This window comes from Mesorhizobium sp. NZP2234, from assembly GCF_013170765.1.
In the GTDB taxonomy this organism is placed as follows: Bacteria; Pseudomonadota; Alphaproteobacteria; order Rhizobiales; family Rhizobiaceae; genus Mesorhizobium; species Mesorhizobium loti_D.
In genome coordinates, this window is the sequence record NZ_CP033364.1 from 3,901,758 (window position 1) to 3,923,784 (window position 22,027).

Here is a 22,027-nt window from a genome sequence, read left to right on the forward strand (position 1 = left end):
GGGCGGCGTTTTTGTTTGCAAGGGGAAAACCCAGATTACTTGATCTTGGTTTCCTTGAATTCGACGTGCTTCTTGGCGACCGGATCGTACTTGCGGAACGACAGCTTGTCGGTCTTGGTACGGCTGTTCTTGCTGGTCACGTAGAAGAAACCGGTGTCGGCGGTCGACAGAAGCTTGATCTTGATGTTTGCGGCTTTGGCCATGGTATCAGTCCGTTTGTTCGTGGAGTTTTGGCCGCTGGAGCACGGGGAAAACACCCGGACGCGGGAAACTTGGCGCGACACATAAAGAACGTGCCTGGAAAGTCAAGCCCGGCGGACCTGATGTGGCTCGTCCGGGTAGCCCATTACGCGTAAATCAGACGTTTTCCGTCTCCGGCACGCCAACCTTCTTCCAGTCTCCGGTCGTGTTCCACCAACGATTCGGATTGGCGCGGTCATCCAGCCCCTTGGACCGGCTGGCGAGGATCGGCTGGAGGCGGATCACCGGCTCCTGATAGGAATGGGCCTGGAAAATCGCCTCGACGACGCGGCTTGCCAGCGCCTGGTCATCAGGCAGTTCGAATGAAACCTCGACCGTGCCCGGGCGGCGGCGCAATTCGATTTCGGCGCCGGCCGCGGCCCCTTCAAGCGGCCTGTAGCGCTCGATGCCGTGTCCCGACTGATAGGCGTTGCGGTCGTATTTGCCCATGGCCAGCGGTGCGATCGCCACGACCGCGTCCATGATGCGGTCGACATCCGCGGCAGGCGCCTGGAAGGTCACAAGCAGCAGGAGCGTCATTCGCAATGATGTGGTTTCAAAGCCGCTGTCGATCATGGGAGTGTCCTCAACTTCCTTTTTTGGGGGACACTCTTTTAACCCGGCGCTGCTGACACGGTTCTGTCAGCAGCGGTCGCCGTCTCAAAGGGTCAAAGGAGAATCTTGCGGACGAGCCTGACGCCAACCAGCGCCATGTAGGCGCCAAAGAACAGGCCGAGCGACCAGCCGAAACCGGACGGACCGAACGCGTCCATGCCGATGCCGATCGCCTGCGGGCCAAGCACCATGCCGACACCATAGCAGAGCACGAAGGCGGCGTTGGCGGATGCCAGTTCATGGCCGGAAAGCTGCGAGCCGAGGTGGGCAAGGCCGATCGTGTACATGGCGGCGACAACGCCGCCCCAGACGAAGAGAAGGGCGGCCATCAGGTGCCAATTCTGGGCGAAGAAGGGCATGAAGACCGTGCCGGCAAGGCCGACGGTGGCGCAGGCGAGCAGCAGATAGCGGCGGTCGCTGACCCGGTCGCTGATCATGCCGATCGGGATCTGCAGCAGCACATTGCCGAGACCGATCATGGTCAGCAGCAATGCTGCGTCGGCTTCCGAATAGCCGATGCGGTTGCCGTAGATCGGAAACAGCGCGAAGCCGCCGGTTTCGACCGCGCCGAACACCAGTACGGCGGCGGTCGCCGATGGCACCAGCCAGATGTAGCGAAGGAAGTTGCTGGTTTCGCCATCGGCAACGATGGAGGGGCTTTCATTGCGCGCGGCCAGCACCGGTATCGCGGCCAGCGTCACCAGTACGATGATGACGCCGAACGGCCTGAAGCCGGAGCTCCCAAGATGCGCGAACAGCCACGGTCCGGCGGCAAAGCCGAGCGACAGGACGGTGGCGTAGATGCCAAGCACGAGGCCGCGCCGGTGCGGCGGTGCCGACGTGCTGATCCAGAATTCCGACAGGATGAACAGCACCGTCAACGCGATATGCAGCACGATACGCAGCGGAAACCACATCCAGAAGTCGGGCGCGAAATGGAAGCCGACGAAGGCGAGGGCGCCGGCGGCAATCATCCCGATCATGGTCCAGGCGACGCCGAAGCGCATGGCGAGCGGTGTGGCCAACGGCGCACCGGCGATCGAGGCCAGGCCGGCGACGGCGGTGTTGAGGCCGATCATCGAAGCCGAGTGGCCCCGCGTTTCCAGGATGACGCTGAGCAGGGGCATGCCGAGGCCGATGGCTATGCCGACGACGCTGATCGACGAGATCGCCGCCACCATCGGCAGCCAGTGTACGCGTTCGTCGCCCTTGGGTTGGGTATCGACCGTCATGGGATGCTGAATACTCTGTCTCTTTGATCTTACGCAATTCCGGGCGGAAAACCGCGTCACACTTTTCCTGGAATTGCCCTACAGAAGTTCGCGGGTGAAGCGGTTGCGCACAAGCCGGTAGAAGGGGACGGGACCGCCCGGTCGCAGCAGCGGATCATGGGCGAGGCGCTTTTCCAGCTCGTCCAGGATCATTCGGGTGATGTCGGGTATGTCGGCTTCCCGGGCCTTGGCGAGCGGCAGCCAGACCAGTTCCTCGAGTTCGTTGGTCGGCCCTCCGCCCGGCAATTCGACGGCGACATCGCTGCGCCAGGCGCTGAAGAAACGGGTGTCGAAGCGGCGTATCCGGTTGGGTGGGGTGATGGCGCGAGCGATGAAACGCAGCGTTTCCAGTGACGGTCTTACGCCGTGTTCGACAAAACCCTGCCAGTCACGCTTGTCGGTGGCAAAGGCGGCCTTCTGGCCTATCAGCAGTCCGGCTTCCTCATAGGTTTCGCGGATCGCGGACAATGCGACAGCCCGGGCTCGCGCGGCACTGGTGCGGCCGGGACCAGCAAGCAGCTTTGCTTCCTCATCGCGGTGCAATGCGGTGGCGGTGGCGACGCGGCTGTCCGCCGGATCGGTGCGGCCGCCGGGAAACACGAACTTGCCGGGCATGAACGCGTGGCCGGCGTGACGCCGGCCCATGAGCACCAGCACCTCATCGCCCTTGCGGTCGAGCAGGATCAGCGTCGCGGCGTCACGCGGGCGCAGGGGCCTGCCGCTATGTGCGGCAAGACCCTTGTCGAGCTTGTCGACGTCCACCTTGGTCATTGCTTCCATGCGCAGGGACCTAGCGGAAACTTCTGGCAAGCGAAAGTGGCCTTTCACGGTCGGTATGTTGCGCCAGCCAGAGCTCTAGGCTCCCGGATGAGGCTCAATCCCATCCTTTTCGCCGCCGAAGCCGTGCATATAGAACGCCCATTGCAATCCGATGACGGCGCCTTTGACAGGCTGCAGCAGCGCCACCGACAGCAAGATGGTCAGGGGCACCCAGATGAGGATGTGCTGCCAGGTCGACAAGGTCGACGTCGCTTCCACGCCCATGAAGGCACCGAGAACAATGTGGCCGACGATGACGATGACCAGATAGGCCGGCAGGTCGTCGGCGCGATGGTGATGGATCTCCTCGCCGCAGACGCCGCAGGTCTCGACGGTCTTGGTGAAGCCGCGAAACAGCTTGCCTTCGCCGCAGTTCGGGCAGCGCCCCAAAAAGCCACGCTTCATCGCCGTCCACAATGGACGGGCAACCCGGCCCGACTGATGTTGGCCGCCGAAAACCTGTTGTTCCATCATCGTCTCCTGCCGCGCGACCCCGGTCGCGATTGCGACGCACGGGCGCGGCCCTTAGCCTTGTGAAACGACCTGGTGGAGCCTGGCAGGGGCTTCGGGTCGGTCAACATCTCGAAACGCATCGCGCCGGCCATGGGTGCCACCTCGACCAGCCGAACCTCGACGCGGTCCGCGAGCTGGTAGCCTTTTCCCGAGCGTTCTCCGAACAGGGAGCGGGCCGTTTCGTCGTATATATAGTAATCGCCGCCCAGGGTTGAGACAGGGATGAAACCATCGGCGCCATATTGCGGCAATTGGACAAATAGTCCTGATTTGGTGACGCCGGAGATGCGGGCGTCGAAGCGCTCGTCAATGCGCTCGGCGAGATAGGCCGATATCAGCCGGTCGACCGTGTCACGCTCGGCCGCCATGGCGCGCCGTTCCGTGCCGGAGATCAGCACAGCGACATCCTCGAGCCGCGCCTCCTCGTCTTGCGTCAGCCCGCCAAGGCCGAGGCCGAGTGCGGCAATGAGTCCGCGATGCACGATCAGGTCGGCGTAGCGGCGGATCGGCGAGGTGAAATGTGCGTAGCGCCTGAGGTTGAGGCCGAAATGGCCGATATTTCCAGGTGAATATTCAGCCTGGCTCTGCGAGCGCAACACCACCTCGTTGACCAGCGCCTCGTTGTCGGCGCCATGCACGCGCTCGAGAATGCCGTTGAACTGGCTGGGCCGCATCTGCGCCCCGCGCGCCAGCGACAGGCCAAGCGTTGCCAAGAATTCGCGTAGCGATTCCTGCTTGGCGAGCGAAGGCGCGTCGTGGACACGGTAGACCAGCGCCTGCTTCTTCGCCTCCAGCGTCTCGGCGGCGGCGACATTGGCCTGGATCATGAATTCTTCGATCAGCTTGTGAGCATCGAGCCGTTCCGGCACGATGACGCGATCGACCGTGCCATCCGGCTTGAGCAGGATCTTGCGTTCCGGCAGGTCGAGTTCGAGCGGCTGGCGGCCGTCGCGACCTCGCTTGAGGATCGCATAGGCATCCCATAGCGGCTTCAGCACCGTGTCGAGGATCGGGCCGGTCTTGTCGTCCGGCGCGCCGTCGATCGCCGCCTGGGCCTGGGGGTAGGCGAGCTTTGCCGCGGACTTCATCATCACGCGGTGAAAGGAGTGCCTGATCTTGTGGCCGTCGGCGGAGAAGGTCATGCGCACCGCCAGCGCCGGCCGGTCCTGGCCTTCGCGCAGCGAACAGAGGTCGTTGGAAATGCGCTCGGGCAGCATCGGCACGACACGATCGGGAAAATACACCGAATTGCCACGCTTCAGCGCCTCGCGGTCGAGTGCCGTGCCGTAGCGGACATAGGCGGCAACGTCGGCGATCGCGACGGTGGCGATCACGCCGCCCGGATTCTTTTCGTCCAGGTCAGGCGTCGCGAAGACCGCATCATCATGGTCCTTGGCGTCCGCCGGATCGATGGTGACCAGCGGCAGGTCGCGCCAGTCCTCGCGATTGGCCATCGTCGCGGGCTTCACCGCCTCGGCCTCGGCGATGACGTCGGCCGGGAAGATGTGCGGAATGTCGTGGGCATGAATGGCGATCATCGAGACCGCCTTTTCGCTGGTCAGCGAGCCCAGCACGTTGAGCACCTTGGCACGGGGCAACCCGTAGCGGGAGGCCCGCGCGGGCTCGACCTCGACCAGGTCGCCGTTCCTGGCGCCGTTTTGGAATTCCTTGTCGACGATCAGCTCCGGCTGGCGCCGTTCCACCGGTTCGATGCGGAAGGTACCATCCTGCAGTACGCGGAAGACGCCGAGAACGGCATCGTTGCGCTTCTCGAAGATCTTCATCACCCGTCCGGTATAGGCGGGGCCTGACGGGTCATCGGTCGGGAAGGTCTTGGCCAGGACGCGGTCGCCGATGCCCGGTGCCGGTCCGTTGCCGCCGCGCGACACGCGGATCGATACGACGGGCGGTTCGCCCGTGCCCACGGACTCGGCCGGATGCGCCAGCAGGACGCCGTCGCCGTCGCGGCCAAAAATGTCGAGGACGGCGACATGGGGCAGCGCGCCGACGCGGGCCAGCCGCTTGCGCTCCTTGGTGAGCACGCCTTCATCCTGCATGTCGCGCAGAAGATCCTTCAGCCAGATGCGGTCGTCGCCGCGCAGCGCGAACGCCTTGGCGATGTCGCGTTTTCCAGCCCGGTCGGGATTTTCGGCGATGTAGCGCAGGATCTCGTCGCGCGACGGCTTGTAGTCGTCCTTGACCTTGGCCCTCGTGTCGGCGGTGCGCGGATCGCCGTGGCTTCTTCCGGTGATCCTGCGCGCCACGCTGTCCTACCCTTTTTTCTTCGCGGCCGGCTTCTTCGCAGCCGGCTTTTGGGCCGCTGTCTTCTTGGCCGCCGGTGCCTTGGCCGCTGCCGCCTTGCGGAACGGCTTCTTGCCGCCGCCGCCCTTGGCTTCCTTCTCGGCAATCAGCGCCAGCGCGTCTTCAATGGTGACCGATTGCGGATCCTTGCCCTTGGGCAGCGTGGCATTGACCTTGCCGAAATTGACGTAAGGCCCGTACTTGCCGTCGCGCACGACGATCTTGCCGCCGCCGTCCGGATGGTCGCCAAGTTCCTTCAGGGCCGCGGCCGTGCCGCCATTGCGGCCGCCCTTGCCCTTGGATTGCTTCTCGGCAATCACCGTGACGGCGCGGTTGAGGCCGATGGAGAACACGTCCTCGATGCTGTCGAGATTGGCGTAGGTGCCATCATGAAGGACGAACGGACCGTAACGGCCGAGTCCGGCCGAGATCATCTTGCCGCTCTCGGGATGTTTTCCCACGTCGCGCGGCAGACCCAGAAGCGCGAGCGCCTTCTCATGGTCGATGGAGTCGGGCGTCCACCCCTTGGGCAGGCTCGAACGCTTGGCTTCCTTGCCGTCGCCGCGCTGGATATAGGGGCCGAAGCGGCCGGAGCGAAGGGTGATTTCCTCGGCCGTGTAAGGATCCTTGCCGAGCACCTTGGTGCCGTCCTCGCCGCCGCCATTCTCGCCGTTCGGATTGGCGGCGTCGCCGAGCTGGCGGGTGAATGAGCATTCGGGATAGTTCGAGCAGCCGACGAAGGCGCCGAACTTGCCGAGCTTCAGCGACAGATTGCCAGTGCCGCATTTCGGGCAAATGCGCGGGTTCGAGCCGTCCTCGCGGGCGGGAAAGACCAGCGGCGCCAGTTCCTCGTTGAGCGCGTCGAGCACGTCGGTGACGCGCAGTTCCTTGATGTCGGCGACGGCGCCCGAAAAATCCTTCCAGAAATCGCGCAGCACGTCTTTCCAGGCGAGCTTGCCGTCGGAGATCTCGTCGAGCTTTTCCTCGAGCGAGGCGGTGAAGTCGTATTCGACATAGCGCTCGAAGAAACTTTCGAGGAAGGCGGACAACAGACGGCCCTTGGCCTGCGGCACCAGCCGACGCTTGTCGATCGTGACGTAGTCGCGGTCCTCGAGCGTCTTGAGGATTGCCGTGTAGGTCGACGGCCGGCCGATGCCGAGCTCTTCCAGCTTCTTGATGAGCGAGGCCTCGGAATAGCGCGGCGGCGGCTCGGTCGTGTGCTGGGTGGCGTTGATCGCCTGGCGGGCAAGCTGCTCGCCGGCGCGGATCTCCGGCAGACGACGGTTTTCCTCGTCTTCCGCGTCGTCGTCCTTCTGGTCGGTGTAGGCGGCAATGAAGCCGTCGAAGCGGACGACCGAACCGACGGCGCGAAGCTCGGCGGTACGGGCGCCGTTGACGGCCTCGATCTCGACGGTGGTGCGCTCGATCTCGGCCGGCTGCATCTGGCTGGCGATGGCGCGCTTCCAGATCAGCTCATAAAGCCGCAACTGGTCGGAATCGAGATACTGCCTGACGGATGCCGGGGTGCGCATGAAGTCGGTCGGGCGGATCGCTTCGTGCGCCTCCTGGGCGTTCTTGGCCTTGGCGGTGTACTGGCGCGGCTTCTCCGGCAGGTACTTTGGGCCGAATTCCTTGGCGATGGCGTCCCGGGCACCAGAGATCGCCTCGGGTGCCATCTGCACACCGTCGGTTCGCATATAGGTGATCAGGCCGGTGGTCTCGCCGCCGATCTCCATGCCTTCATAGAGGCGCTGTGCCACCTGCATGGTGCGCGTGGCCGAGAAACCGAGGCCCGACGAGGCGGCCTGCTGCAGCGTCGAGGTGGTGAAGGGCGGGCCGGGATTGCGCTTTGTCGGCTTGGCTTCGACGGACAGCGCCTTGAAGGTCGCGCCCTCGAGCATCGCCTTGATGTCGTCGGCCTGCGCCTTGTTGGCGATGTCGAGTTTTTGCAGCTTCTTGCGTTCGAAGGCGGTCAGCCGTGCTTCGAAATTCTCGTTGCGCGGTGTGCCGAGGATCGCGGCGATCTGCCAATATTCCTCGCGGATGAAGCGTTCGATCTCGGATTCGCGGTCGCAGACCAGACGCAGCGCGACCGACTGGACGCGGCCGGCGGAACGGGCGCCAGGCAGTTTGCGCCATAGAACCGGTGATAGAGTGAAGCCGACGAGATAGTCGAGCGCACGGCGGGCGAGATAGGCATCGACCAGCGGGCCATCGATCTGGCGCGGATTGGCCATGGCTTCCAGCACCGATGATTTGGTGATGGCGTTGAAGACGACGCGGCTGACGGGCTTGTCCTTCAGCGCGCGCTTCTGCTTCAGCACTTCCAGCACATGCCAGGAGATGGCCTCGCCTTCGCGATCAGGGTCGGTGGCGAGGATCAGGCCGTCAGCGTCCTTGACCGCCTTGGCGATGTCGGCGAGCCTCTTGCCCGATGCCGTGTCGACCGCCCAGGACATGGCGAAATCTTCATCCGGGCGCACCGAGCCGTCCTTGGCCGGCAAATCGCGGACATGGCCGAACGAGGCCAGAACCTTGTAGTTCCTGCCCAGATATTTGTTGATTGTCTTAGCCTTGGCCGGCGATTCGACGACGACGACGTCCATGAGGTCTCTTATCTGCTGTGATGCGCCAGAAGAATTCCGCTGCGCGCGACGAAATCTCGTTTCTGTTTGTCGCTCACATGGCCGCGCTTTTGCATCCGGTCAAGGGGAAGCGCCCAAATTGCGAGGCCGCCGGCAGCAATACACTCTAAGAGTGTATGGAGAAAATCACAGAATTTCGATCAGGAGAGTTGGGGGCCGCAAGTCGGCGAAAACGACTGCGCGCTTCCGATGAGTCGACGAATTGCGTTGAGCGAGGAGCCTGGCTCACGTTGCGCAAGAAGAAGCTGGCCGCCAGATGCATCGGGGGACGCCGGCGGCCAGCTCCATGTCCCGCCAGCGAGCGGGAACGGGAATAGAGGCTCAGTCGGCCTTGACGATATGCCAGACGCCGGCGACACCATCGCCGCTCACATCTCCAGCTTTCTTGTCCTTGATGAATGTGTAGAGCGGCTTGCCATCATAGGCCCACATCTTGGTGCCGTCGGTACGGTCGACGATCGTCCATCCTTTGGAAGCCTTCGCACCGGCCTTGGCCTTCAACGGCGGCCAGTTGGCGGCGCATTTGTCGTAGCAGTTCGACTTGCCCTTCTCGTCCTTGTCATAGGTGTAAAGCGTCATGCCCTTGGCATCGGTGTAGATTTTCGTGCCTCCGACGTTGGCTTCCTTCCAGGCATCGGCGGCGAAGGATGCGGCAGTGCTGAATAGGAGCGCGGCCAGTCCTATGGTTATGGTTTTCATGGAATTCTCCCTGGCTGATATCTGGAGACGCGCGGGAAATTGCGGTCTCCTTGTGTCAACGCCGTGCGCGGGTGCTTTCTTCCCGGCCCCGCGATGACTTGCCACATGATGGTGATTGGCGGACAAACCCGCGTGTCGCTATATCGTCGCCAAACAGTCGGAGCTCAGGGAATGGCATTGGACATCGGCTATGTCAGCGCGGTCGGGGCAGGGGCCATCTCGTTCCTGTCGCCATGCGTGCTGCCGCTGGTGCCGCCCTATCTCTGCTACATGGCCGGCGTGTCGGTCGAGGATTTCCGCGGCAACGCTGGCGTGACGGCAAGGCAGGGCGCGCGCGGCGCGCTGCTTTATTCCTCGATCGCCTTCGTGCTCGGCTTCTCGACCGTGTTCGTGGCGCTCGGCGCCGGCGCCTCGACCATCGGCCGGCTGCTGCGCGTCTGGCAGGAGCCGCTGGCGATGGCCGCCGGCGTGCTGATCATCCTGATGGGCTTGAATTTCCTCGGCATCCTGCGCATTCCGCTGCTGTCGCGCGAGGCGCGTTTCCAGTCGCAGGGCAAGCCGGCCAGTGCCGTCGCCGCCTATGTCATGGGGCTGGCCTTCGCTTTTGGCTGGACGCCCTGCATCGGCCCAGTGCTGGGTCCGATCCTGACGCTGGCCGGCGGGCGAGAAACAGTGGGCGAGGGTGCTCTCCTGCTTGCCGCCTATTCGCTGGGGCTCGGCATACCTTTCCTGATCGCCGCGCTGTTTTCCGGCGCCTTCATGCGCTTCCTCGGTAAATTCCGCGTCCATCTCGGCCGGGTCGAAAAGGCGATCGGCGCGCTGCTGGTGGTCGCCGGCGTGTTTTTCCTCACCGGCGGCGTGCAGACGGTGTCCTACTGGCTGCTGGAGAATTTCCCGGTGCTGGGGCGGCTGGGGTAGGCGTAAGGTTGAACTGCGGACCCGCTGATTAAGAGTCAGCTGCTCTCCGCCATCTCACCGGAATTTAACCGCATTGGTGCAGCATGGCGCCGCTGCTAGCATGAGTTTGATTCCCAGCCCTTTTCAGATGGTTGCCTAATCCATGAGCCAGAGATCCTGCCTGTCCGTTATCCTCGCCGCCGGTGAAGGCACGCGCATGAAGAGCGCGCTGCCGAAGGTGCTGCATCCGATCGCCGGCCTGCCGATGGTCGCTCATGTGGTGAAGGCGGCGGACGCCGCCGGTGCCAGCAGCGATACGATCGTGATTGGCCATGGCGCAGAAGAGATGCGCAAGGCGGTGGCGAAGTTCGCACCCAAGGCCGAGACCTTCGTGCAGGAAGAGCGCTTGGGTACGGCGCATGCCGTTCTTGCAGCCCGCGAAGCGATATCAAGGGGTTATGACGACATCCTGGTGATGTTCGGCGACACGCCGCTGATCGATGCGGAGGCCTTGACCCTGGCGCGGATGAAGCTCGCCGAAGGCGCGGCCGTCGCGGTGATCGGCTTCCGAACGCCCAATCCAAACGGCTATGGCAGGCTGGTCGAAAAAGGCGGCAAGCTGATCGCCATCCGCGAAGAGAAGGACTGCTCCGAAGCGGAGAAGAAAATCACCTTCTGCAATGCCGGCATGATGGCGGTCGCCGGCGCCCATGCGCTGAAGCTGCTCGACGCGGTCGGCAACAAGAATGCCAAGGGCGAGTATTATCTGACCGACATTGTCGAGATCGCGGGCGCGCAAGGTCTCGATGTCGTCGCCACCGAAGCCAGTTTCGAGAATGCGCTCGGCATCAACAACCGCGCCGAACTGGCGCAGGCCGAGGGCATCTGGCAGCAGCGTCGACGCCAGGAGGCGATGCTGTCGGGCGTGACGCTGATCGCGCCGGAAACGGTCTATTTCTCGCACGATACCGAGATCGGCGCCGACACGCTGGTCGAACCCAATGTCTGGTTTGGCCCGGGCGTGAAGATCGCCGGCGGCGCCAGGATCCATGCCTTCAGCCATATCGAAGGCGCCACCATCGCGGCCAATTGCGATGTCGGGCCATTCGCTCGGCTGCGGCCGGGCGCCGATCTCAGGCAGAAGGCCAAGGTCGGCAATTTCTGCGAGGTCAAGCAGGCTGTTGTCGAGGAGGGCGCCAAGGTCAACCATTTGACCTATATCGGCGATGCCCGCGTCGGCGCGGGCGCCAATATCGGCGCCGGCACCATCACCTGCAACTATGACGGCTATTCGAAATTCTTCACCGACATCGGCGAGGGCGCCTTTGTCGGCTCGAACTCCTCGCTGGTGGCGCCGGTATCGATCGGCAAGGGCGGCTACATCGCGTCGGGCAGCGTTATCACTGAAAGCGTGCCCGACGACGCGCTGGCCTTCGGCCGCGCCCGCCAGAAGACCATTCCCGGCAAGGGCAAGGAGTTGCGCGAGCGTTTCGCCTCGGCCGCGGCGGCGAAGAAGAAGGCCGCCGGCGCCGATCATTAGCGGTCGGTCGGTAGGTTGCTTCCCGAAGCAATCGAAAAGCCGAACAATTGCAGTAACCGGATTGCAAGGGCAGTCTGGCATGGTGCATGCGTACGCAAGCGTCCGTTACACCGGGCGAAATGCAATGTGACTTTCACGGCAGGCCGGCCATCCCTAAATAGCGCTGGTTTTCCATGGGGAATCGGGGACTGTCTGCATGTGCGGTATCGTTGGAATCGTCGGCCATTCGCAGGTTGCGCCGCTCATCGTCGACGCGCTGAAGCGGCTCGAATATCGCGGCTATGACTCGGCCGGCGTGGCCACCATCGAGAAGGGCGAGCTTGGCCGCCGGCGCGCCGAGGGCAAGCTGATCAACCTCGAACGCCGGCTCAAGGACGAGCCGCTCGGTGGCACGATCGGCATCGGCCACACGCGCTGGGCAACCCATGGCGTGCCCAACGAGACCAATGCGCATCCGCATTTTTCCGACGGTGTCGCCATCGTCCACAACGGCATCATCGAGAATTTCGCCGAGCTGCGCGATGAACTGACCCGCGACGGCTATTCCTTCTCCTCGCAGACCGACACCGAGGTCGTCGCCCATCTGGTGGCGCGCGAACTGGCCAGGGGGCTGAAGCCGGTCGAGGCGGCGCACCAGGCGCTGAAGCGGCTCGAAGGCGCCTTTGCGCTGGCCATCATGTTCAAGGGCGACGAAGACCTGATCGTCGGCGCCCGCAACGGCCCGCCGCTGGCCGTCGGCCATGGCGACGGCGAGATGTTTCTGGGCTCCGACGCCATCGCGCTGGCGCCCTTCACCAATTCGATCACCTATCTGGAGGACGGCGACTGGGCGGTGGTGCGCCGCGACAGCGTCGCCATCTTCGACATCGACGGCGGACAAGTCGAGCGCAAGCGCCAGCAGTCGCTGTCGACCTCCTTCATGGTCGACAAGGGCAACCGCCGCCATTTCATGGAGAAGGAGATCCATGAGCAGCCCGAGGTGATCTCGCACACGCTGGCGCATTATGTCGACTTCGTCTCCGGCGTCTCGAAGCCGCTCGACCTGCCGTTCGACTTCGCAGGGATCAACCGGCTGGCGATCTCGGCCTGCGGCACCGCCTATCTCGCCGGCCTGATCGGCAAATACTGGTTCGAGCGCTATGCGCGGCTGCCGGTCGACATCGATGTCGCCTCGGAGTTCCGCTACCGCGAGATGCCGCTGTCGGCCAACGATGCCGCCTTCTTCATCTCGCAGTCGGGCGAGACCGCCGACACGCTGGCCTCGCTGCGCTACTGCCGCAAGGCCGGCATGAAGATCGGCGCCGTCGTCAATGTGCGGGAATCGACCATGGCGCGCGAATCCGATGTCGTGCTGCCGACGCTGGCCGGACCCGAGATCGGCGTCGCCTCGACCAAGGCCTTCACCTGCCAGCTCTCGGTGCTGGCCTCGCTCGCGGTGCGCGCCGGCGTGGCGCGCGGCACGATCTCGAAGGATGAGGAGAAGACCCTGGTGCGGGCGCTTTCGGAAGCGCCGCGCTATGCCAACCAGGTGCTCAAGCTCGAAGAGCAGATCGAGCGCATCGCGCGGGACCTGTCGCGCTATTCCGATGTGCTCTATCTCGGCCGCGACACCAATTTCCCGCTGGCCATGGAAGGCGCGCTGAAGCTCAAGGAAATCTCCTACATCCATGCCGAAGGCTATGCGGCGGGCGAGTTGAAGCACGGGCCGATCGCGCTGATCGACGAGAACATGCCGGTCATCGTGATCGCGCCGCATGACCGCATCTTCGAGAAGACCGTGTCCAACATGCAGGAAGTGGCGGCGCGCGGCGGCAAGATCATCCTGATCACCGACGGCAAGGGAGCGGCGCAGGCGAGCGTGAAGACGATGGAGACGATCATCCTGCCGGACGTTCCCGAAATCATCTCGCCGATCATCTATGCGCTGCCGATCCAGATGCTGGCCTATTTCACCGCGGTCTTCATGGGCACCGACGTCGACCAGCCCCGCAACCTGGCGAAATCGGTCACGGTGGAATAGGGGCCGCAACAGGCGCTCTTTAAAAACTTCGCAGTTCCAAACGGCCGTCCGGTTCACTAATGTTGCGCTGCAACCCGCGCCCCGGTGAACCATGTCCGATGCTCCGAAGACCTCCGGCATGACCCGGCTGAGGAACTATTTCCTCACGGGTTTCATCGTCTGTGCGCCGCTGGCGATCACCGCCTATATCGCCTGGTCGTTCATCGGCTGGGTCGATTCCTGGGTAAAGCCCTATATTCCGGCGCGCTACAGCCCCGACACCTATCTGCCGTTTCCGGTGCCGGGGTTTGGGCTGATCGTCGCGCTGATCCTGATCACGCTGATCGGTTTCCTCGCCGCCAACATTGTCGGCCGCGCCATTGTCGGTTTCGGCGAGCGCCTGCTCGGCCGCATGCCGCTGGTGCGCGGTATCTATGGCTCACTGAAGCAGATCTTCGAGACCGTGCTGTCGAACAAGGGCGACATGTTCCGACAGGTCGGGCTGGTCGAATATCCGCGCAAGGGCGTGTGGTCGCTGGTCTTTGTCGCCAGCGAAAAAGAAACCGAGATCAATGAGAAGCTCGACCAGGAAGGCGATCCGCTGATCGCCGTGTTCATGCCTTGCACGCCGAATCCGACAACCGGGTTCCTGATGTACGTGCCGAAGTCGGACATCGTGCTGCTCGACATGACGATCGAGGACGGCGCCAAGCTGATCGTCTCGGCCGGGCTGGTGGCGCCCGAGGTGAAGACGAAATTGGTGACGCTGAACGGCGAGCCGATCAACGGAACGGTCGCCAATCCGCCGCTAGGGCCTCATCCGGCGCGCAAGAGCCGCACCGCCTCGTCGCGGCCGAACAAGTAGAGCAGCAGGCGCAGCGCCTCGCCGCGATCGGACTGCAGCTCGGGGTCGCGCGACAGGATCAGCCTCGCATCGTCGCGGGCGGCTTCCAGCAGATCGGCATGCGCCTCGATGCGCGCGACCTGGAACCCCGGCGTGCCGGACTGGCGGGTCCCCAAGAGCTCGCCTTCGCCGCGCAATTTGAGGTCTTCCTCGGCGATCAAAAAGCCGTCCTCGGTCTCACGCATTACCGACAGCCGGCGTTTTGCTGTCTCGCCGAGCGGATCCTTGTAGAGCAGCACGCAGGAGGAGGGCTTGTCGCCGCGCCCGACGCGGCCGCGCAGCTGGTGCAACTGCGCAAGGCCAAAGCGTTCGGCATGCTCGATGACCATGACGGTGGCGTCCGGTACGTCGACACCGACCTCGATGACCGTGGTGGCGATCAGGATGCGGGTCTCGCCCTCCTTGAAGGCGCGCATGGCCTCGTCTTTCTCGGCGCCCTTCATGCGGCCATGGACGAGGCCGATGCGGTCGCCGAACAGCGGCTTCAGCGAAGCGAATCGGTCTTCGGCCGACATCAGCTTGATCTCTTCCGATTCTTCCACCAGCGGGCAGATCCAGTAGATCTTCTGGCCTCCGGCGACCGCGTCCTCCATGCGGCCAACCAGTTCGTCGAGACGCTCGAGCGGCAGCGTGACGGTGCGGATCGGCTGGCGGCCGGCCGGCTTTTCCGTCAGCTTCGAGACATCCATGTCGCCGAAGGCGGTCAGCACCAGCGTGCGTGGGATAGGCGTCGCGGTCATCACCAGCATGTCGGGCGCATCGCCCTTGGCGGTGATGGCGAGCCGTTGGTGAACGCCGAAGCGATGCTGTTCGTCGATCACGGCCAGGACCAGGTCGTGGAAGGTGACCGTCTCCTGGAACAGGGCGTGGGTGCCGACGACGATATCGATCTCGCCGCTCGCCAGACCAGCCAGCGTTTCGGTGCGTTCGCGGCCCTTCTCGCGGCCGGTGAGGATGGCGATGCGCAGCCCGACCTTGGCGGCAAGCGGCGCGATCGTCGCCAGATGCTGGCGCGCCAGGATTTCGGTCGGCGCCATCAATGCCGCCTGGCCGCCCGCCTCGACGGCGCGCGCCATGGCAAGCAGGGCGACCACCGTCTTGCCCGAACCGACATCGCCCTGCAGAAGCCGCAGCATGCGCTCGGGGTCGGCGAGGTCCGCATTGATTTCGGCGAGCGCGAATTCCTGGCTTGCGGTGAGCGAATAGGGAAGGGCCGCACGCAGTTTCTCGACGATGCGGCCGTCGCCGACCAGGGGACGGCCGGACAGACGGCGGATCTTTGCCCGCACCAGCGCCAGCGAGACCTGGCCCGCGAGCAACTCGTCATAGGCAAGACGCCGCCAGGCAGCGCCGTCGATGGAAACGTCGATCGGGTCCGCCGGATTGTGGATACGGGTGAGCGCGTCGGCAAAGGTGGGAAAGGTATGCCGGCGCATGAAGGCGCCGTCCTGCCATTCCGGTAATTCGGGCAAGCGTGCCAGCGCCTGGCCGATCGCCCGGCGCAGCACCTTGCCCGAGAGCCCTGCGGTCAGCGGATAGACCGGTTCGACCAGCGGCAGGTTTTCCGCCTCGCTGGCCAGCGCGATATGATCGGGGTGGACCATGGTCGGGCGGCCGTTGAACCATTCCATGCGGCCCGAGACCACGACATGCTCGCCGATAGGCATCGTCTTTTCGAGGTAGGCGGCGTGCGCATGGAAAAAGGTCAGGCCGATTTCGCCGGTATCGTCATGGGCGTAGACCCTGTAGGGCACGGACCTGTTGCCGCGCGGCGGAGGCTGGTGACGGTCGATGCGCAGGTCGAGCGTGACGATCTGGCCTTCCGCGGAACCTGCGATGCCCGGCCGGCTCCGGCGGTCGATGACGGTATGCGGCAGCACGAACAGAAGGTCGCCCGCGCGGGCCGCGCGATCGCCAAGATCAGCGGCGACGACCTTCTCGATCAACGCGCCAACCTTCGGCCCGACGCCGGCAAGCGAAGTGATCGGGACGAACAGCGGATCGAGTATGGAAGGACGCATAATGTCAGCTTATGTCGCGACGGCCTCAGCGCAAGGCTGACAGCACCTTCTATCCACGCTATATGCGCCGCAGCAAGCGAGGATGCGGCACAATGACCGGAACGAAACGATCAAGCGAGGGGCTGGACGCCCACCGCCGCAAGCTCTTGTTCCGTTCCTGGCATCGCGGCATGCGCGAGATGGATCTGATCCTCGGCACGTTCGCCGACGCGGAGATCGGTGCCTTGACCGACGAGGAAATCGACCAATATGAGAGGCTCCTCGACATTCCCGACACCGAATTCCTGCCGTTGATCACCGGCGAACGGCCGATCCCGGCGGATATCGATTGCGCCGTCCTGCAAAAGATCCTGGCGTCCCGCCGGACCATTACATTCTGAACAAAAGCAATTCCAGGAAAAGTGCGAAGCGGTTTTCCGTCCGGAATTGCGACAAACTGAAAACAAGCAATTCCAGGAAAAGCGCGAAACGGTTTTCCCATGGGAATTGCGATAAACAAGACCGTGATTTGATGAGCCTCATTCCCACCATTGGTCTGCCGAAAGGCCGCGCCGGCCAGTTCATCGTCGATGGCGTCGCCGACGGCTATGAAGCCTTCGCGCTGGTGCAGGCGGCCCTGGAAATCGCGCCCGACAAGCCGGTGCTGTTCGTGGCGCGCGATGGCCAGCGCCTGCCGGCGATCATCGAGGCGCTGGCCTTCGCCGCACCCGGCCTGCCGGTGCTGGAACTGCCGGCCTGGGATTGCCTGCCCTACGACCGAGTCTCGCCCGGTTCGGATGCCGCCGCCAAGCGCCTCGATGCGCTGACCGCCATGATCGCGCTGGCCAAGAAGCCGCATCGCGCCGTCATCCTCACCACCGCCAATGCGCTGCTGCAGCGCATTCCGCCGGCCGATCTTGTCGAGGCGCAGACGTTTCACGCCAGGCCCGGCAACCAGATCGACATGAACGCGCTGGTATCGCGGCTGGAGACGTCAGGCTTCGAGCGCGTGCCGACGGTGCGCGGCATCGGCGAATTCGCGGTGCGCGGCGGCATTCTCGACCTGTTCGCTCCGGGTTGGACCGAGGCGCTGAGGCTCGACTTCTTCGGCGACACGCTGGAATCGATCCGCGTCTTCGACGCCGCCACGCAGCGCACTACCGGCCAGCGCAAGTCGATGGCATTGCAGGCGATGAGCGAAGTGGCGCTGACGCCCGAAACCATCAGCCGCTTCCGCCGCTCCTATATCGAGGCCTTTGGCGCACCGCAGCGCGACGACGGGCTTTACGCGGCGGTCAGCGAAGGGCGGCGGTTTGCCGGCATGGAGCACTGGCTGCCGTTCTTCTACGAGCGGCTGGAGACCGTGTTCGACTATCTGCCGGACACGCCGGTTGTCTTCGACCATCTGGCGCATGAGGCGTTGGCCGAACGCCACACGCTGATCCTCGACCACTATGAGGCGCGTAAAAAGCAGGCCGACGCTGCGCTGAAAGATGCGGTGCCCTACAAGCCGGTGGCGCCCGATCTGCTCTACCTGTCGCCGGAAAACCTGATCGCCTCGCTCGGACCGCGCGAAGCGATCGATTTCACGCCCTTCGATGCGCCCGATGCCGGTGCGAAAAAGGTTTATCACGCCGGCTCGCGCCATGGCCGCAGCTTCGTCGAGGAGCGCGCCGATCCGAACGTCAACGTGTTCGATGTGGTCGTCAGGCACATCGCCGACGAGCGCGCCGCGCGCCGCCGTGTCGTCATCGCCGGCTGGACCGAGGGCTCGCTCGACCGGCTTGGGCAGATCTTGGCCGAGCACCATCTCGGCAATCTCAAGCAGGTCGAGACGCTGGCGGAAGCCGAACAGCTCGAGCCGGGGCAGGCGGCTCTTGCGGTGCTGCCGCTCGAATCCGGCTTCGAGACCGAAAAACTGGTCGTCGTCGCCGAACAGGACATTCTGGGCGACCGGCTGATCCGGCGTTCGAAGCGAAAGAAGCGCGCCTCCGACTTCATTGCCGAGGCTTCGGCCTTGTCGGCCGGCGATATCGTCGTCCACGCCGACCACGGTATTGGCCGTTTCATCGGCTTGCGCACCATCGAAGCGGTCGGTGCGCCGCATGATTGCCTGGAAATCCACTATGCCGGCGACGACCGGCTGTTCCTGCCGGTGGAGAACATCGAGCTTCTGTCGCGTTACGGTTCGGACTCGGCCGAAGCGACGCTGGACAAGCTTGGCGGCGGCGCCTGGCAGTCGCGCAAGGCAAAGCTGAAGCGGCGCCTGCTCGACATGGCCGGGCAACTGATCCGCATCGCCGCCGAGCGGCAGATGCGCGCCGCACCGGCGCTGGTGCCGGCTGAAGGCCTCTATGACGAATTCTCAGCCCGTTTCCCCTATGAGGAGACCGACGACCAGCAGACGGCGATCGATTCGGTGCGCGACGATCTTGGCGCCGGCAAGCCGATGGACCGGCTGATCTGCGGCGATGTCGGCTTCGGCAAGACCGAAGTGGCGCTGCGCGCGGCCTTCATCGCGGCCATGGAAGGGTTCCAGGTCGCCGTGGTGGTGCCGACGACGCTGTTGTCGCGCCAGCATTTCAAGACGTTTTCGCAGCGGTTTTCCGGCCTGCCGATCCGTGTCGCCCAGGCCTCACGGCTGGTCGGCGCCAAGGAACTCGCCGAAACGAAGAAGGCGCTGGCCGAGGGCCAGGTCGACATCGTTGTCGGCACCCATGCGCTGCTCGGATCCTCGATCTCGTTCAAGAATCTCGGCCTGCTGATCATCGACGAGGAGCAGCACTTCGGCGTCAAGCACAAGGAACGGCTGAAGGACCTGAAGACCGATGTCCATGTGCTGACGCTGTCGGCGACGCCGATCCCGCGTACGCTGCAACTCGCGCTGACGGGCGTGCGCGAACTGTCGCTGATCGCCACACCGCCGGTCGACCGCATGGCGGTGCGCACTTTCATCTCGCCCTTCGATCCGCTGGTCATTCGCGAGACGCTGCTGCGCGAGCGCTATCGTGGCGGGCATTCCTTCTATGTCGTTCCGCGCATCAGCGATCTCGCGGAAATCCATGATTTCCTGAAGGAATCTGTTCCTGAACTGAAGGTGGCGGTTGCCCATGGCCAGATGCCGCCGGGCGAACTCGACGACATCATGAATGCCTTCTACGACGGGCAATATGATGTGCTTTTGTCGACCACGATCGTCGAGTCCGGTCTCGACATCCCGACCGCCAACACGCTGATCATCCACCGCGCCGACATGTTCGGCCTGTCGCAGCTCTACCAGTTGCGCGGCCGCGTGGGCCGCTCCAAGGTGCGCGCCTATGCGCTGTTCACGCTGCCGGCCAACCGCAAGCTGACCGACACGGCCGAACGCCGGCTGAAAGTGCTGCAGTCGCTCGACACGCTCGGCGCCGGCTTCCAGCTCGCCAGCCACGATCTCGATATCAGGGGCGCCGGCAATCTTCTGGGTGAAGAACAGTCCGGCCACATCAAGGAGGTCGGTTTCGAACTCTACCAGCAGATGCTGGAGGAGGCCGTCGCTGAGGTGAAGGATTCCGGCGAGGTGCAGGATGGCGGCTGGTCGCCGCAGATCGCCGTCGGCACGGCGGTGATGATCCCGGAAAGCTATGTGCCGGACCTGCAGCTCAGGCTGGCGCTCTACCGCCGTCTCGGCGACCTCGAAAACACCGAGGAGATCGATGCCTTTGGCGCCGAACTCATCGACCGGTTCGGCCCGCTGCCGGACGAGGTGAAGCATCTCCTGAAGATCGTCTTCATCAAGGCACTTTGCCGCAAGGCCAATGTCGAAAAGCTCGATGCCGGGCCGAAGGGCGTCGTCATCCATTTCCGCAAGCGCGAATTCTCCAACCCGGTCGGCCTCGTCAAGTTCATCGGCGAGCAGGGTTCACTGGCCAAGATCCGGCCGGACCACAGCGTCGTCTTCACCCGCGACTGGCCAACGGCCGAGAAGCGTCTGGCGGGCTCGGCGGTGGTCATGACGCAACTGGCAAGGCTGGTGGAGAAGGCGGCATAGCCTACCCTGCCCATTCGCCAGCGCTGAAATTCCGGTCTAGAATAGGAAATCGGCTTCGTGTATGGAGCCGCCAACCCATATAGGGGTGGAAATGCGGGCGAGGGTGTTCGCCGGAAAGAGCGTTGGGTGCAGCGATGACGAAATGGTCGCCGAATTCGTGGAGAGCAAAGCCGATCAAGCAGGTTCCTGCCTATCCGGATCTTGCCGCGCTGAAAAACACGGAAGCCCAGCTCGCGACCTTTCCGCCTCTGGTTTTTGCCGGTGAGGCACGCAAGCTGAAGAAGCAACTCGCCGCGGTCGCAGCCGGCGAAGCCTTCCTGCTCCAGGGTGGCGATTGCGCCGAGAGCTTTGCCGAACATGGCGCCGACAACATCCGCGACTTCTTCCGCGTCTTCCTGCAGATGTCGGTGGTGCTCACCTTCGCCGGCGCGCAGCCTGTGGTGAAGGTCGGCCGCGTTGCCGGCCAGTTCGCCAAGCCGCGTTCGTCCGACAATGAGACCAAGGGCGAGGTGACGTTGCCGAGCTATCGCGGCGACATCATCAACGGTATCGAATTCGACCAGAAATCGCGCATTCCCGATCCCGCGCGCCAGGAAATGGCCTACCGCCAGTCGGCGGCGACGCTCAACCTTCTGCGCGCCTTCGCGCAGGGCGGCTATGCCAGCCTGGAGAACGTGCATCGCTGGATGCTCGGCTTCGTGTCCGACAGCCCGCAGGGCGAGAAGTACGAGTCGCTCGCCAACCGCATCACCGAGACGATGGACTTCATGAAGGCCGTCGGCATCACCTCGGAGACCAATTACGCGCTGCGCGAGACCGATTTCTACACCAGCCACGAGGCTTTGCTGCTCGGCTACGAAGAGGCGCTGACCCGCGTCGATTCGACCTCCGGCGACTGGTACGCCACGTCGGGCCATATGATCTGGATCGGCGACCGCACGCGCCAGCCCGACCATGCCCATGTCGAATATTGCCGCGGCATCAAGAACCCGCTCGGCCTGAAATGCGGCCCGTCGCTGACCGCTGACGGCTTGCTGGAACTGATCGACCTGCTCAACCCCGAGAACGAGCCCGGTCGGTTGACGCTGATCGCGCGCTTTGGTTCGGACAAGGTCGCTGATCATCTGCCGAAACTTGTGCGCGCGGTGCAGAAGGAAGGCCGCAGCGTGGTCTGGTCGTCCGACCCGATGCACGGCAACACCATCGAGGCCGCCGGCTACAAGACGCGGCCGTTCGACCGCATCCTGAAGGAGGTGCAGACCTTCTTCGAGGTGCACCGCGCGGAAGGCACGCATCCGGGCGGCATCCATGTCGAAATGACCGGCAAGAACGTCACCGAATGCACCGGTGGCGCGCGCGCCATAACGGCCGAGGAATTGCAGGACCGCTACCACACCCATTGCGATCCGCGCCTCAATGCCGACCAGGCGATCGAACTGGCCTTCCTGGTCTCGGACCTCCTGAAGAAAAGCCATCCGGTGCAGCACAAGCAGGCTGTGAACGGCTGATCCGGCGGTCCGCAACAGATCGAAACACGAGGGCGCCGGAGAAATC

Annotated in this window: 16 protein-coding genes; 7 read left to right on the forward strand and 9 right to left on the reverse strand. The window is 64.0% G+C overall.

The window, feature by feature from the left end:
- Positions 1–35 precede the first annotated feature (35 nt).
- From rpmG to EB230_RS19295, 8 genes are all read right to left on the reverse strand, one after another.
- A complete protein-coding gene (rpmG, locus tag EB230_RS19260) occupies positions 36–203 on the reverse strand; it encodes a 50S ribosomal protein L33 (protein ID WP_006201775.1) in 168 nt (55 codons plus the stop codon).
- 154 nt (positions 204–357) lie between these two features.
- Entirely contained in the window at positions 358–816 is a 459-nt protein-coding gene (locus EB230_RS19265; RefSeq protein ID WP_172373634.1) for a hypothetical protein, read from the reverse strand.
- Between the two features lie 92 nt (positions 817–908).
- A complete protein-coding gene (locus EB230_RS19270) occupies positions 909–2,087 on the reverse strand; it encodes an MFS transporter (protein WP_172350319.1) in 1,179 nt (392 codons plus the stop codon).
- 78 nt (positions 2,088–2,165) lie between these two features.
- On the reverse strand, positions 2,166–2,906 hold the full coding sequence (locus tag EB230_RS19275; protein ID WP_172373636.1) for an NUDIX hydrolase: 741 nt from the start codon (positions 2,904–2,906) through the stop codon (positions 2,166–2,168).
- Between the two features lie 75 nt (positions 2,907–2,981).
- Positions 2,982–3,416: a DUF983 domain-containing protein gene (locus tag EB230_RS19280; RefSeq protein WP_056572178.1), complete on the reverse strand. Its 435-nt coding sequence runs from the start codon at positions 3,414–3,416 to the stop codon at positions 2,982–2,984.
- Positions 3,416–5,722 carry a ribonuclease R gene (rnr, locus tag EB230_RS19285; RefSeq protein ID WP_065005644.1) on the reverse strand — a complete coding sequence of 769 codons (2,307 nt, stop codon included), beginning with the start codon at positions 5,720–5,722 and terminating at the stop codon, positions 3,416–3,418. Before rnr ends, EB230_RS19280 begins: the two co-directional genes overlap by 1 nt.
- 6 nt (positions 5,723–5,728) lie before the next feature.
- Positions 5,729–8,365 (reverse strand): type I DNA topoisomerase, encoded by a 2,637-nt coding sequence (gene topA / locus EB230_RS19290; RefSeq protein ID WP_172373638.1) that lies wholly within the window; start codon positions 8,363–8,365, stop codon positions 5,729–5,731.
- A gap of 360 nt (positions 8,366–8,725) precedes the next feature.
- The gene (locus tag EB230_RS19295; RefSeq protein ID WP_172373640.1) at positions 8,726–9,103 is read right to left on the reverse strand and encodes a hypothetical protein; all 378 of its coding nucleotides are present in this window, start codon (positions 9,101–9,103) and stop codon (positions 8,726–8,728) included.
- 171 nt (positions 9,104–9,274) lie between these two features.
- Here EB230_RS19295 and EB230_RS19300 point away from each other — a divergent pair, with 171 nt between their 5' ends.
- From EB230_RS19300 to EB230_RS19315, 4 genes are all read left to right on the forward strand, one after another.
- Entirely contained in the window at positions 9,275–10,021 is a 747-nt protein-coding gene (locus tag EB230_RS19300; protein WP_056572171.1) for a cytochrome c biogenesis CcdA family protein, read from the forward strand.
- 142 nt (positions 10,022–10,163) lie between these two features.
- The gene (gene glmU, locus EB230_RS19305) at positions 10,164–11,540 is read left to right on the forward strand and encodes a bifunctional UDP-N-acetylglucosamine diphosphorylase/glucosamine-1-phosphate N-acetyltransferase GlmU (protein ID WP_056572169.1); all 1,377 of its coding nucleotides are present in this window, start codon (positions 10,164–10,166) and stop codon (positions 11,538–11,540) included.
- A gap of 196 nt (positions 11,541–11,736) precedes the next feature.
- Positions 11,737–13,560, forward strand: a complete 1,824-nt coding sequence (glmS, locus tag EB230_RS19310) for a glutamine--fructose-6-phosphate transaminase (isomerizing) (protein WP_171883291.1) — start codon at positions 11,737–11,739, stop codon at positions 13,558–13,560.
- Between the two features lie 91 nt (positions 13,561–13,651).
- The gene (locus EB230_RS19315) at positions 13,652–14,404 is read left to right on the forward strand and encodes a DUF502 domain-containing protein (protein ID WP_056576606.1); all 753 of its coding nucleotides are present in this window, start codon (positions 13,652–13,654) and stop codon (positions 14,402–14,404) included.
- Here EB230_RS19315 and recG read toward each other — a convergent pair.
- Positions 14,356–16,464, reverse strand: coding sequence for an ATP-dependent DNA helicase RecG (gene recG / locus EB230_RS19320; RefSeq protein WP_056576609.1), 2,109 nt, complete (start codon positions 16,462–16,464; stop codon positions 14,356–14,358). The two genes, EB230_RS19315 and recG, sit on opposite strands and share 49 nt — an antisense overlap.
- Positions 16,465–16,556: 92 nt before the next feature.
- Between recG and EB230_RS19325 the strand changes: the two genes are divergently transcribed.
- From EB230_RS19325 to EB230_RS19335, 3 genes are all read left to right on the forward strand, one after another.
- Positions 16,557–16,844, forward strand: coding sequence for a succinate dehydrogenase assembly factor 2 (locus EB230_RS19325; protein WP_172373642.1), 288 nt, complete (start codon positions 16,557–16,559; stop codon positions 16,842–16,844).
- Positions 16,845–16,975: 131 nt separating this feature from the next.
- Positions 16,976–20,473 (forward strand): transcription-repair coupling factor, encoded by a 3,498-nt coding sequence (gene mfd / locus EB230_RS19330; RefSeq protein ID WP_172373644.1) that lies wholly within the window; start codon positions 16,976–16,978, stop codon positions 20,471–20,473.
- Positions 20,474–20,607: 134 nt separating this feature from the next.
- Positions 20,608–21,981, forward strand: coding sequence for a 3-deoxy-7-phosphoheptulonate synthase class II (locus tag EB230_RS19335; protein ID WP_056576615.1), 1,374 nt, complete (start codon positions 20,608–20,610; stop codon positions 21,979–21,981).
- Positions 21,982–22,027 lie beyond the last annotated feature (46 nt).